The organism is Bordetella sp. MIP270_01_BMS (assembly GCF_054958705.1).
On sequence record NZ_CM143297.1, the window covers coordinates 3,395,126 to 3,408,238 of the forward strand.

The 13,113-nt window shown below is 63.2% G+C and carries 13 protein-coding genes and 1 pseudogene; 13 read left to right on the forward strand and 1 reads right to left on the reverse strand.

The window, feature by feature from the left end; all coding sequences use genetic code 11:
• Positions 1-31 precede the first annotated feature (31 nt).
• The 6 genes and pseudogenes from ACV17W_RS15930 to ACV17W_RS15955 all read left to right on the forward strand — a co-directional run bounded on the left by ACV17W_RS15930 (position 32) and on the right by ACV17W_RS15955 (position 5,755).
• Entirely contained in the window at positions 32-646 is a 615-nt protein-coding gene (locus tag ACV17W_RS15930; protein WP_462593303.1) for a TRAP transporter small permease subunit, read from the forward strand.
• Positions 646-1,938 (forward strand): TRAP transporter large permease, encoded by a 1,293-nt coding sequence (locus ACV17W_RS15935; RefSeq protein ID WP_462593304.1) that lies wholly within the window; start codon positions 646-648, stop codon positions 1,936-1,938. The genes ACV17W_RS15930 and ACV17W_RS15935 overlap by 1 nt, the downstream gene beginning before the upstream one ends.
• A 24-nt stretch (positions 1,939-1,962) precedes the next feature.
• Entirely contained in the window at positions 1,963-2,454 is a 492-nt protein-coding gene (locus ACV17W_RS15940; protein WP_462593305.1) for an ureidoglycolate lyase, read from the forward strand.
• A pseudogene (locus ACV17W_RS15945) lies at positions 2,451-3,369 on the forward strand (allantoinase PuuE). Before ACV17W_RS15940 ends, ACV17W_RS15945 begins: the two are co-directional and overlap by 4 nt.
• Before the next feature lie 8 nt (positions 3,370-3,377).
• Positions 3,378-4,652, forward strand: a complete 1,275-nt coding sequence (locus ACV17W_RS15950) for an amidase (RefSeq protein ID WP_462593306.1) — start codon at positions 3,378-3,380, stop codon at positions 4,650-4,652.
• Between the two features lie 110 nt (positions 4,653-4,762).
• Positions 4,763-5,755 (forward strand): LysR family transcriptional regulator, encoded by a 993-nt coding sequence (locus tag ACV17W_RS15955; protein ID WP_462593307.1) that lies wholly within the window; start codon positions 4,763-4,765, stop codon positions 5,753-5,755.
• On the opposite strand, the gene ACV17W_RS15960 is transcribed toward ACV17W_RS15955, so the two are convergent.
• Positions 5,735-6,625, reverse strand: a complete 891-nt coding sequence (locus ACV17W_RS15960; protein ID WP_462593308.1) for a DMT family transporter — start codon at positions 6,623-6,625, stop codon at positions 5,735-5,737. The genes ACV17W_RS15955 and ACV17W_RS15960 overlap by 21 nt on opposite strands.
• A 182-nt stretch (positions 6,626-6,807) precedes the next feature.
• Between ACV17W_RS15960 and ACV17W_RS15965 the strand changes: the two genes are divergently transcribed.
• The 7 genes from ACV17W_RS15965 (at position 6,808) to ACV17W_RS15995 (ending at position 13,097) form a co-directional block, all read left to right on the forward strand.
• Positions 6,808-7,122: a non-heme iron oxygenase ferredoxin subunit gene (locus ACV17W_RS15965; RefSeq protein WP_462593309.1), complete on the forward strand. Its 315-nt coding sequence runs from the start codon at positions 6,808-6,810 to the stop codon at positions 7,120-7,122.
• Between the two features lie 130 nt (positions 7,123-7,252).
• On the forward strand, positions 7,253-8,116 hold the full coding sequence (locus ACV17W_RS15970) for a fumarylacetoacetate hydrolase family protein (RefSeq protein ID WP_462593310.1): 864 nt from the start codon (positions 7,253-7,255) through the stop codon (positions 8,114-8,116).
• Positions 8,117-8,129: 13 nt separating this feature from the next.
• A complete protein-coding gene (locus ACV17W_RS15975; RefSeq protein ID WP_462593311.1) occupies positions 8,130-9,137 on the forward strand; it encodes an ornithine cyclodeaminase family protein in 1,008 nt (335 codons plus the stop codon).
• A 20-nt stretch (positions 9,138-9,157) separates the two neighbouring features.
• Positions 9,158-10,258, forward strand: coding sequence for a cupin domain-containing protein (locus tag ACV17W_RS15980; RefSeq protein WP_462593312.1), 1,101 nt, complete (start codon positions 9,158-9,160; stop codon positions 10,256-10,258).
• Positions 10,259-10,265: 7 nt separating this feature from the next.
• The gene (locus ACV17W_RS15985; RefSeq protein WP_462593313.1) at positions 10,266-10,784 is read left to right on the forward strand and encodes an aromatic-ring-hydroxylating dioxygenase subunit beta; all 519 of its coding nucleotides are present in this window, start codon (positions 10,266-10,268) and stop codon (positions 10,782-10,784) included.
• Positions 10,785-10,800: 16 nt separating this feature from the next.
• Complete coding sequence (locus ACV17W_RS15990; protein ID WP_462593314.1) at positions 10,801-12,039, forward strand: Rieske 2Fe-2S domain-containing protein; 1,239 nt, start codon at positions 10,801-10,803, stop codon at positions 12,037-12,039.
• Positions 12,039-13,097 carry an NADP-dependent oxidoreductase gene (locus tag ACV17W_RS15995; protein WP_462593315.1) on the forward strand — a complete coding sequence of 353 codons (1,059 nt, stop codon included), beginning with the start codon at positions 12,039-12,041 and terminating at the stop codon, positions 13,095-13,097. The genes ACV17W_RS15990 and ACV17W_RS15995 overlap by 1 nt, the downstream gene beginning before the upstream one ends.
• Positions 13,098-13,113: the final 16 nt, after the last annotated feature.

Here is a 13,113-nt window from a genome sequence, read left to right on the forward strand (position 1 = left end):
GCCTGGCAAAGCTGTTGTTCAGGACGAATCCATGATCCGAATTGTCGATCGGCTGTGCGGGGCGCTGCGCGCCATTACAAACCGTGCCTGCCTGGCCGCGGGATGGGCCCTGGTGGTGTTGTCCATCGTCATCGCCATCAACGTCGTTGCCCGCAAGCTATTCAATTATTCGCTGCAGGGAGTGGACGAGTATGGTGGTTATTGCCTGGCCATTTGCGCATCCATCGGCTTTTCCCAGGCTGCCTACGAAAGAGCCCATATCCGCATCTCGGTGCTGGTGGATCTGTTGCCGACCCGATTTCGAGCATTCAGCGATGTGCTCGCACTGGTCTTGCTGACCGCCATGGCAGTCACTTTGGCAATCAAGGCCACCGATGTCGCCCTGACCTCGCATTCGATGCAGGCGCTTGCGACCAGCGCCCTGCGCACGCGCCTGGCGATCCCCCAGGCCATGTGGGCCGCTGCCTTGTGCTGGTTCAGTTTCATCTTGCTGGTGCAATGCCTGCATGCGTTGCTTCAATTGGCCCGCCGCGACTGGGCCGGCATCTGCAGGAACTATGGCGTGCCCAGTGTCAATGACGAGATCGAAGAAGAACTGCGCGCGGCGCAGCAGCGCATGAAAGGCACTCTGGAAGGAGCCCCATAATGCTGTTCGGAGTGCTTTATTTTGGCGGGCTGGTGTTCTTCCTGTTCGCAGGAATTCATGTCGCCAGCGCCATCTTCATGACTGCCATGGTCAGCGATTCGCTCAGCATGCAGGTGCTGCCCAGCATGGTCGGCAACACCATGTGGAGCACGATGAACGAGTTCCTCCTGGTTGCCATTCCACTGTTCATTCTGCTCGGTGAGATCCTGACGCGCAGCGGTGTGGCCGATCGCATGTACAAGGCATTGGCCGCCTGGCTGCAGTGGCTCCCCGGCGGCCTGTTGCACACCAACATTGTGACCTGCGCGCTGTTCTCGGCCACATCAGGATCCAGTGTTGCGACTTCTGCCACCGTCGGCACCGTGGCGTTGCCCACGCTGCAGCGCCTCGGATACCGTGAACGCCTGGTGCTGGGGTCGATCGCGGCGGGTGGCACGCTGGGCATCCTGATACCGCCCAGTATCAACATGGTGGTATATGGCGCCCTGGCTGAAGTGTCGGTGGGTAAATTGTTCGCCGCGGGCATCATTCCCGGTCTGGCGGTGCTGCTGCTGATGATGCTGGTGATCGTGGTGCTTGGCGTGGCCGGCAAGGTCACCTCCAGCAACGAAAAGCTGATCATCCCGCTGCTTTTGAAGCTGAAACTGCTCATCGGCATTCTGCCGGTGGTATTCATCTTCGGCCTGGTGATGGGCGGCATTTATCTGGGTATCGCCACCCCCACTGAAGCCGCAGCCCTGGGTGTGGTCGGCGCCATGATCATCGCGGCGCTGAACAGAACCTTGTCGGTCGCCATGCTGCACGCCGCGTTTCTCTCGGCGCTGCGCACGACGGCGATGGTGGTGCTGGTGGTGACCGCAGCCTACATCCTGAATTTTTCGCTCAGCCTGGCAGGCATACCGCAAGCCCTTTCCGAGTACATCCGCGACCTGGGCTGGTCGCCCATCGCCACGATCTGGGCATTGGTCGGGTTCTACCTGATACTGGGGTGCTTTCTCGAGGCCATCGCCATGATGGTCACGACGGTGGGCGTGGTGGTGCCCCTGGTCGTGTCGCTGGGTTTCGACCCTTTGTGGTTCGGCATTTTCATGACAATGATGATGGAGCTGGCGCTTATCACCCCGCCGGTGGGCCTGAACCTTTTCGTGGCGCAGAACATCCGCCTGTCGCGCGGTGGCATCAGCGATGTCTATATCGGCGTGCTGCCGTTCGCGCTCGCCATGATGGTATTTGTCGCGTTGCTGATCTACTTCCCCCAGATCGCATTGTGGCTACCCGGCAAGCTCTTTTAATTTCGGTTCCAGGCAGATTCAGTAATGAACCTTACCGCCAGCAAGCTGTGCGCAGAATCATTCGCGCCGTATGGCGAAGTCGTCGAGCATCGGGGGCAGGCCACGCGGCATTCCCTGGTCAATCCGTTCGCTTCCATCCGTCCGGACATGACTCTTGGATTTACGGTCAACCTGCTCGGTAGGCAACCGCTCGAGGCCATCCGGGTACGCACGCTCGAACGCCACCCGCATTCGGCCCAGACTTTCATACCCCTCGTTCCATCCAGGCACGTCATCGTGGTCGCGCTGTCCGATGAGCAGGGGCGGCTCGCCTTGCCTACGTTGCGGGCATTCGTGACAAATGGCCGCCAGGGCATTTCCTACCGCACCGCCGTATGGCATTACGCTTTCACCGCCATCGACTGCGATTCAGAGGTTGCGGTCATCCTGGGCCGGACCGGCCGCGAGGACGACACCGAATATACCCAGCTTGAAAAAGACGCCGTCATCGTACTGGACGGCCTGGAGACACCATGACGTTTGATCCCGCCTTGCTGACGCGCCGCGATTTCGTGGGATACGGCGCGAATCCTCCCGACCCGCGCTGGCCAGGCAATGCTCGGCTGGCGCTGAATATCGTGATCAACTATGAAGAGGGGTCGGAAGCGTCCTTCGAAGATGGGGACGGCGTAAGCGAAATCGGCCTGACCGAGGTGTCGGGCAAGAGTTTTGCCACCCGCGACCTCGCTGCGGAGTCCATGTTCGAGTACGGCAGTCGCGCGGGGGTCTGGCGGGTGTTGAGACTGCTGAAGGCGCGCCGCCTCACCGCCACCGTGTTCGCCTGCGCCCGTGCGCTCGAACGCAACCCGCAAGTGGCGCAGGCCTTGACCGATGCGGGCTACGACTTCTGCAGTCACGGACTGCGCTGGACGCCTCTGCAGGTCCTGTCCGAAGAGCAAGAGCCAACAGATCCGCCAGGCGGTCGAATCCCTCAAGCGCACGACCGGCGCCGCCCCCCTGGGTTGGTACTGCCGGTACGCGCCCACCGTCAATACCCGCAAGTTGCTGCTCGAGCATGGCGGATTCCTGTATGACTCCGACAGCTACAACGACGACCTGCCCTATTGGGTCGAGACGGGCGACGGGCACCACCTGGTCATCCCCTACACGCAAGCCCACAACGACGCCAAGTTCGTGCGCAGCGGCATCGCCACCGCCGACGACTTCTACAGCTTTCTGCGCGATTCATTCGATATGCTGTACGCCGAAGGGGCCACGCATCCGAAAATGATGTCGATCGGACTGCACATGCGACTGGTCGGCCACCCGGGGCGGGCCATGGGCCTCGCGCGATTCCTCGACTATGTCGCCTCGCGCGAGAAAGTCTGGATATGCCGCCGCGTAGACATTGCACGCCATTGGCATAGGCAGCACGCGCCGAACGCGGGGTAGGGGAAGCGATGGCTCCTTTGCACACCCTGGGGCTGCTCGACGCGCAGGCGGCCCTGATGGCGGGAAAGATTTCCAGCAGCCAGCTGGTCGAGGCGTGCCTGCGCCGTATCCGTGACCGTGAGCCCCTGGTGGCGGCATGGGCCTGGGTCGACGCCGATGCCGCCCTGGCGCGATCGCTCAGCTTTGACGGTCGACGGCCGGATGCGAGGCTTCCGTTGGCCGGGCTTCCGGTGGGAGTGAAAGATGTCATTGACACTGCCACCATGCCCACCGCTTATGGATCGCCGATTTATGCCGGACACCGGCCGGCCTGGAGCGCCTACTGCGTGGCTGCGATAGAGCGCGCCGGAGGCATTATTCTGGGCAAGACCGCGACCTGCGAGTTCGCCCACTCTGCACCGCCGCCCACTCGCAACCCGCATAATCTGGCGCATACTCCCGGCGGGTCGTCCAGCGGCTCGGCGGCTGCGGTTGCGGATTGCATGGTGCCGGCCGCCCTGGCCACGCAAACCGGCGGTTCAACAATACGCCCGGCGGCGTTCTGTGGCGTTGTCGGCTACAAACCTTCATTTGGCGCGATAAACAGGGCGGGAACCAAGATGGTGGCCGAGTCACTGGACACTATCGGCATGATGGCCCGATCAGTGGGAGACGTACGCCTGCTGGCCCATGTGCTGATGGCGCTTGCGCCCTGGAGGCCCCCTCGCGCGGTCCCCCGCATCGGCTTCGTGCGCACTCCACATTGGGCCGAGGTCGATGTCGAATGCCAGGACGCCTTGTTGGAACGTCTGCGGCGCCTGGCGGGGCATGGCGCCATGGTCGGCGCCGTGCCCGATCTCGACCTGCCCAGCACGCTTTACCAGGACCAGCGGGCCGTCATGAATTACGAGGCGGCGCGGTCGATGCTCTATGAGCGCGAGAACCATGAGCCCCATCTGAGCGCCGCCCTGCGCGCCGCCTTGCGCAGCGGCGCCCACTGGCCTGCCGCCGAGTATCGCTCAGCTTTGAAGCGGGCATCGTCGGCCCGATCGCGTTTCGATACGTTGATGCATGACTTCGACGTGCTGGTAACCCCCAGCGCTCCGGGCGTTGCGCCGTCCGGCATTGCGGAGTCCGGCAGCTCGTTGTTCAACCGGAACTGGTCGTTGTTGGGCGTGCCCGCGTTGAACCTGCCCAATGGCAAAAATGCCCAAGGCCTGCCCATGGGGTTGCAGGTGGTCGGCCGGCAGGGCGGCGATGCCGAATTGCTGCACTGGGCCGGCTGGATGGAATCGCACCAGTAAAAGATCCCGGCCGTGTCTGCAGCGTTGATCGTACTATTATGCGTGGCAGATCAGCTGCCGTGCGCCAGTTGCCCACGGAGCTGACTGACGTCGTACGCGTGGAGGGCTGCATGACTAATGGTTCGGCACGGTTTTCCGGGGCGCAGATAATGCACTCGGCCATTTTCAAGGATCTGACCACATTGCGGATATTCGTCCGCACGGTCGAGATCGGTAGCTTTTCCGAAGTGGCGCGGCGCATCGATGTGACGCCGGCCATGGTAAGCAAGCGCATCGCCACTCTGGAAAGCGAGGTCGGCCAACGCCTGCTCAACCGCGACACTCGCCGGCTGGTGGTGACCGAAGCCGGCGAAAGGCTCTACGCGCATTGCGTACGCGCGCTGGTCGAACTCGACCAGGCCGCCGAAGAGCTCGCCAGCATGCAGGATGCTCCCAGCGGTTGCCTGCGCCTGACGGTGCCTGCCATGCTGGGTCGGGCGTTCATTGCGCCGCAGTTGCCGCGCTTGCTGAAAACCTATCCGCAGCTTTCGGTGGAGGTGAATTTCTCCATGGAGAAGGTCGATCTCTACGAAGCCCGCATGGATATTGCCGTGCGCATTGCCGACACGATTGACGCAGGGCTGGTGGCGGTGAAGCTGGCGCCCTATGTACGCGCCTTTTGTGCGTCCCCCGAGTATCTGAAGCTGCATGGAACGCCGCAGGTCCCTTCCGACCTGATGAGCCACAACTGCCTGATCACCAAGGGACTCACCATGACCTCACGTTGGCCGGTGCTGCAGAACGGCGAGATTACGCACGTCAGCGTCAAGGGCAACCTGCTGGCCGATAATGGCGAGGCCGTGCGATACGCCTGCCTGGAAGGCGTGGGCATCATGATGGCGCCGCGCTGGCTGCTCGATGCAGACCTGCGGGCGGGGCGGCTGGTCGAAGTGCTGCACGACTACGTGCCGCGCAATCGCGCCGTGTACGCCGTCTTGCTCAACCGGGCTGCGGGTTCCGTCAAGATCCAGGCAGGGCTCGATTTCCTGAAATCCTGCCTGTGCCTGTCCAACCACCATGCCAGCGGCCCCCTGGGCACCGAACTAAGACCCGCTCCGCTGTAGCCTGCTCGACCGCCGTCTTTCCGCCACCACGCTGTACAGGTTGCCCAGCAGGATCAGCCCGGCGCCGATGAACAGCGTGGCCTGCACACTTTCGCCATACAGCCAGGCTCCCACCATGGCGATGAACGGCAGCCGCAGGAAGTCCAGGGGCACGACGATCGTGGCGTCGGCGAGCTTCATGGCGCGGGTCAGGCAATAGTGCGTCACCAGTGAAGCCAGCCCCACCACAGCGATCCAGTGCAGGGCATGCAGCGGGATGGGGCGCCAGTCGAGCGCTGATGGGATGATGGCCAGGATCAGTTGCACAACGCTCATATAGAACAGGATGCACAGCGGCGATTCGGTCGGCGCCAGCTTCTTGGTCATCACATAGGTCAATGCGAATGCCAGCGAGCTTGCCAGCACCGCCAGCGAGGCCGGATGCATGGTCGAACTGCCAGGCTGCACGATCAGCCACACGCCGGCCAGCCCCAGCGCGACCGAAACCATGCGTGGCGGGGTGATGCGCTCTTTCACGATGATGGCCGCCAGCAGAATCGTCCATACCGGCGCCGTGAACTCGATCGCGATCACGGCGGCCATGGGAATGTAGAACATGCCGTACACCCATCCATACTGCGCGCCGAAGTGGCTCACGTTGCGGATGACGTGCGAGCGCAGCCGGGTGGTGCGCACCTGGCTCCAGCCGGACTGGCAGAGAATGACGCTGACCACGACCGTGCCTATGGCGCTGCGAAAGCACAGAATCTGGAAGACGCTCAGGTGAGCAGCCAGTTCGCGCGACGCCACCGCCATGCCGGCGAGCGCCAGCAGAGCGCCACCCATCCATGCCGCGGCCTGGGTAACCGGATGCAGACTCGGGCTTGCCATTTGTCTCCTTGTGCCTGCGCATTCGTGGGGCAGGCGATGTTGTTGACCCGGATTATCCCATCACCGCACACAACCGGCTTATTCCGTATGGAACAGCTGTTGTTACGTCCCGAGCCTTGTACGGCTTTCGGCGGCGGGCCAACATAGCGCCACAAAAATTCAATTCAAGGAGACCAGGCCTCATGAGCGAGCAATGGCTGGACGCGGGTTCCATCGAGGACATCAGTGAGGAGTATCCGGCGTCGGCCGTGGTTGCGGGCAAAGAGATTGCGCTGTACCGGGTTGGCGACGACATCTACGCCACCGACAACCTCTGCACGCATGGAAATGCCCGCCTGTGCGACGGTTACCTCGAAGGACACGAGATCGAGTGCCCGCTGCATCAGGGCAGGTTCGACATCCGCGACGGGCGTGCCTTGTGCGCGCCGCTGACCGCCGATCTGCGCACCTATCCGGTCAGGCTGGTGGACGGCCGCATCTCGGTGGGCGTGAGCTGATCCGTTAAACCGAACGGAACAATTGCTGTTCCTGCCGCCCCGTTGTTGGGGTGTCAGGCGTGCGACATACTCGAGTCGCGGTGCACAAATAGCGGGTCGACCAGAACTCGCCCGCATCCTGGAGACAACATTGAAATTCGTCAGTTATCAGGCTTCGTCCGAAGCCGGCGCAGCCGTTGATTATGGTGTCGTGGCCGAGGGCCGCATCTGGCGCCTGACCACATCGCAGGCGCCCACGTTGCGTACGGCGCTGGCGGGGGAGGGGCTGCGAGCCCTGACCGGGCGCGCGGGCGACGCCATGCAGGCCGCCGAGGGCGTGGCCATCGACCGGGTGCGTTTGGTGCCGCCCATTCCCGATCCGGATAAGGTGCTGTGCGTAGGGTTGAACTATTTCCTGCACGCGCAGGAGGCTGGTATGGCGGTTCCGGGCCGTCCCTCCATTTTCGTGCGATTCGGCTCCTCATTCGCAGGGCACGAGCAGTCCGTGCTGCGTCCGCAAGTGTCGGAGCAACTGGATTACGAAGCAGAGCTGGCCGTCGTCATCGGGCGGGCCGCGCACCAGGTCAGCGAAGAACAGGCCATGGATTACGTGGCCGGCTACACCTGCATGGCCGAGAACTCGGTCCGCGACTGGCAGCGCCATTCGAACCAGGCCACGCCCGGCAAGAACTTCGTGCGGTCCGGAGCGCTGGGTCCGTATCTGGTCACCGCCGATGAAGCCGGGCCGGTCGAGCAAATGCGCATCGTCGGTCGCCTGAACGGCGAAACGGTGCAGGACGACCTGGGCAAGAACATGATTTTTTCCGTGGCCCAGATCGTTTCGTATCTGTCGACCTTCACCGAGCTGCTTCCGGGCGATGTGATCGCCACCGGGACGCCGGCCGGTGTCGGGTTTACCCGCAAGCCGCCGCGTTTCCTGCGGCCGGGCGATGTATTCGAAGTCGACATCACCGGTGTCGGCGTCCTGCGCAATCCCGTGGCGCAAGCCACCTGATAGAGGGTTTTTCATGCATCAATCTGCCATCTGGCTAAGTGAGCACGACGTTGCTTCGCAGGTAAGCCTGAACGACATCATCGGCGAACTCGAGGTCGGCATGCGGTCGCTGGGCGAAGGCAAGGGGTTCAATATCCCCAAGGCGCTCGGCACCATCGATGCCTCGTCGTCGATGCATTCATTGGGCTCGGCGCTCACCGACGCGCACGTCTGCGGCTACAAGAACTGGATCAACACTCCGCGCGGCGCCAAGGCCATGTTCGTGCTGTTCGACTCGCACGAGGGGCGGCTGCTGGCCTTCATGGAAGCCAATGTGCTGGGCCAGCTGCGCACCTCCGCCATGACTGGCCTGGGCACCAAGTGGCTGGCGCCGGCCGGGGTCGACGAAATGACGCTGATCGGTTCCGGGCGCCAGGCCCTGGCCCAAGTGGCGGCCGTCAACCTCGTGAGGCCGCTGAAGCGGCTGCGCGTCTGGAGTCCTACCGAAGAAAAGCGCCGCGCCTTCTGCGAGCAGGCCCGCCAGCAGTTCGCGGCCGAAGTCGTCGAAGCCGCCACGCTGGAAGAGGCCCTGAAGGACGCTCCCCTGGTCACCACCGTGACCCGCGCCAGGTCGCCCTTCCTGCACGCAGACATGCTGGCGCGCGGGGCACACCTGAACGCCGTCGGCGCGATCCTGCCGGGCAACGCGGAATTCCACCAGGACGTCTTCCCACGCGCCGACATGATCGCTGTGGATGACGTCACGAATACGCGCAAGGCATCGCGCGAGTTCATCGACCAGTTCGGCGACGGCGACTGGAGCCGCGTCCGTCCGCTGGGCGAAGTCATTGCCAATGGCGAGCGCCGCCCCGACAACGCCGACATAACGCTGTTCAAGTCGATGGGCATGGGCATATCCGACCTGACGGTGGCAGCGCTGGCGTATCGGCGCGCCGTGGAAGCCGGCCTGGGCAAAGAAATCCCCTTGACCACCGGCGCGAAGCTGCGGTGGTCCGGCAGCGAGACTGCTGCGGCAAATTGAAGCAAAACGAGGAGAGCAAGATGGAGACCGAAATCACACTTGTCGACGTCAGCGGCGCGAAGCCCCGCCAGCAAGACCTGTGGTCGACGGTGGTGCTGCCCAAGGCGCGCATCGACCAGGAGATCGAGCGGCTGGCCGATATCGCCCGCCCGGCTGACGGCCGCCGCGCATCTGCGGTCAACCACCCGCAGAACAAGGGCCCGATCCCGGCCTTCGCCCCCGGCATTGACGTGCATATCGTGGTGTTGAAGCCGGGCGAGCAATCCGTGGGCACCTTGCGCAACTCCAGCCACGTCGACATGTGCATACGCGGCACTGGCACGGTGGAAAGCGGCGGCAAGACGTTCCAGGTGGAGAAGTACGACGTCTGGAATACGCCGGCCATGCAGCCCGTGGTGTACCGGAACGACGGCAAGGACCTGTTCGTGCGCCTGTCGTACAGTAACGCACCGTTGCTTGAACGGCTCGAGGTGCATTACGTCGACGACGGCGCCGCAGCGACGCCGCGCCCTCAGGATGGCGGCGCCGACGCCGCGGCCGACGCGCAGAGCGGGCGCCATGCGGCCAAGCCCATCCTGATCGGCGCCGATGGTGCCCAGATGCTGGGCTACGAATGGCTGGTGGATATCGAGAAAGTCGATTCCCGCATGCTGCACTGGCCCTGGAAAGAAGTGGCGCCGCACCTGGACGTGGTGTACGGCATGGACCTGCGCTACACCGGCCGGCATCTGTATGTGCTGTACAACCCGGCCACCGAGCGGCGCATCGGCACGTCGCACAGCTTTTTCGCCACGATCGCCAAGCTGCCGCCGGGCAAGGTGGATCAGCCGCATCGCCATACTTCGGCCGCGATCAACTACATCATGTGGGGCCACGGCAAGAGCGCGGTGAATGGCGAACGCATCCAGTGGCAAGAAGGCGACCTGCACTTCTCGGCGCCCGGCTGGTCGGTGCATAATCACGCCTCGCGCGAGGACGGGTTCATGGCGCTCACCATCCAGGACCATCCGCTGCATCTGGCGATGGAATCGCTGCTGTGGCAAGAAACCCTGAAGTCGCCGATCTTGAAGCTGGGCTCGGAATCGGGCGTGCAGACCAACCTGGCAGCCGTCGCGGGCTGAGACATCCATGCAAGATCGTATAGCGCCATTAGCGGGAAGTGTCCCGTCCGGCACCGAGCTTTATGTGCTGGAAAACCAGATCCGCCGTTTCTATGACCTGGTCGCCGCGCAGCTGGACCAGGACGACGTGGAAAGCTTTCCCGGACACTTCGTCGAAGACTGCGTCTACCAGGTGGTGTCGCGCGAGAACTATGACGAAGGCCTGCCCCAGGCCGCCATCTATTGTGACGGCATAGGCATGGTGCGCGACCGCGTGGTCGCGCTGCGGGAAACACAGGTGTATGTGCCGCGCGTGTGGAGGCACTTCATCAGCGGAGTCAGGGTAACGGCGGTAGAGCAGGGCGACATTCACGTGCGCGCCAATTTCCTCATCACCGAGGCCATGTCCGACACCGACCCCACCATATTCCTGGTGGGCGAATACCTGGATGTACTGGTCAACGACGTGCAGGGGTTCAAGTTCAGGCAGCGCCTGGCGGTGTTCGACAACCATCACGTCAATCGGTCGCTGATCGTACCCGTATAAGTCCCAGGAGAGCGAGATGCAACAGGTAAGTACCGCGGCGCTGGTCGACCGCCGCTGGCCCGAGGCCGGCTGGACCCGTGTCCCGTTCTGGGTCTACACCGACCCGGACCTCTACCAGCGCGAGCTGGAAACTTTTTTCTATGGCCCGGGCTGGAACTTCGTCGCCCTGGAATGCGAGATCCCCGAGAAAGGTTCGTACAAGCGCAGCTGGATCGGCGAACGCCAGGTGGTGGTGGTGCGTGGCGAGAACGAGCAGATCCACGTCTGGGAAAACCGCTGCGCGCACCGCGGCGCGCGGGTGTGCTGGAAGAACAAGGGCAAAGAAGAATCCTTCACCTGCCCTTACCATCAATGGAACTTCGCGCTGGATGGCAAATTGCAGGGGGTGCCGCTCAAGCGCGGCGTGCTCCGCAAGGGCGGCATGCCGCCGGATTTCGACAATGCCGATCATGGCCTGCGCCAGCTGCGCGTTCACACCGAGGGCGGCTCGATCTGGGCCAGCTTCGACGAGAATCCGATTCCGTTCGAGCAATACTGCGGCGAGGAAGTCATGGCCTGCCTGCGCCGGCAGTTTCCCGGCAAGAAGCTGAAGCTGCTGGGCTACAACCGCCAACGCATACCCAGCAACTGGAAGCTGTATTTCGAAAACCTCAAAGATCCCTACCACGCGACGCTGCTGCACTCGTTCCTGATCACGTTCGGCCTCTGGCGGGCCGATACGCAATCCGAAAGCATCCCGGTCGAATCGGGCCACAGCATCATGATGTCCCGCAACGTGGGCAAGAAACGCACCGAGGCCGCCGCCGAAATCGCGCGATTCAAAGACGAACTTGAACTGCACGATCGCGACACCGTGACGCCGCGTCCCGAGTTCGAAGATGGCAAAGTGGTTGCCGTAACCCATTTCCCCAGCGTGGTGATCCACCAGCAGGCCAACACCTTTGGCATGCGCCATGTCATACCCAAGGGCACCGATTCCTTCGAACTGGCCTGGACTTTCTTTGGCTACGAAGACGACGACGATGAGATGACACGCCTGCGCATACGCCACGCTAACCTGTATGGCCCCGCAGGGTTCGTGGCAATGGAAGATGGCGAGGTACTCAGCGAATCGCAACTGGGAGCTCATCATTACGAGCACCGCGCCGCGGTCGTCGAGATGGGCGGCAAGGACGTCGAGAAACAGGATCACATGGTGACCGAAGTGCTGATTCGGGCGTTCTACAAGCACTATCGCGCTGCCATGGGGCTGTGATGACAGGGTCCAGTCACGCATCGGGCGCGCCCACCTGGCCGGCGACGTATGCACGCGTTGTGCTGGCGTCGCGGCCCCAGGGACTCCCTCGGCCTGAAAACTTCCGGGTTGAGCAACTGTGCGGGCACGAGCTCGCCGAGGGCCAGGTGCGCGTGCTCAACCATTACCTGTCCATCGACCCCTATATGGTGGGCCGAATGTACGACACCGTATCGTACGCGCCCAGCAACGCCGTGGGCGACGTCATGCCGGGCGAGACCGCAGGACAGGTGGTGGAATCCCGCCATGCGGATTACGCCGTTGGCGATTACGTCGTGGGCCCGCTGGGATGGCAGGAGCAGGCCGTGTCCAGCGGCGACCGGCTGCGCCGCGTCGACACCGAACGTGCGCCGCTCTCCGCCTACCTTGGTGTGCTGGGCATGACGGGAGTCACCGCCTGGTACGGGCTGACGCAGATCTGCCAACCGCAGGCCGGTACCACCGTGGTGGTGAGCGCAGCGGCGGGCGCGGTGGGCGGCGTCGCCGTACAGCTGGCCAAAGCGCGCGGGTGCCGCGTGGTGGGCATAGCGGGCGGGCCGCACAAGTGCCGCTACGTTACCGAGGACCTGGGTGCCGACGCCTGCGTCGACTACAAGCAGTTGCCCGACAGCAAGACGCTCGGCGAGGCCTTGGCGCGCCAGGCGCCCGAGGGTTTCGACGCCTGTTTCGACAATGTCAATGGCTGGGTGCTCGATGCAATTCTGCCGCGCATGAACCGCTTTGGCCGCATCGCCCTCTGCGGGATGATTGCACGGTATGGACAGGCGCCCAACCATTTGACGGACCATGGCCACCTGCTGATATCGCGATTGCGCGCGCAAGGATTCATTGTGTGGGACCACATCGATATGTGGCAACAGGCGGTGGATGAACTGGGCGCTTTGCTGGACGCAGGCGGCCTGCGCTACCAGGAAACCATTGCCCAGGGCATCGCGGCGGCGCCCGAAGCCTGTATCGGCCTGCTGTCAGGCCAGAACCTGGGCAAGCAAATCGTCAATCTCAAACTACCCAATCACTAAAGAGCCAGGACGGAGA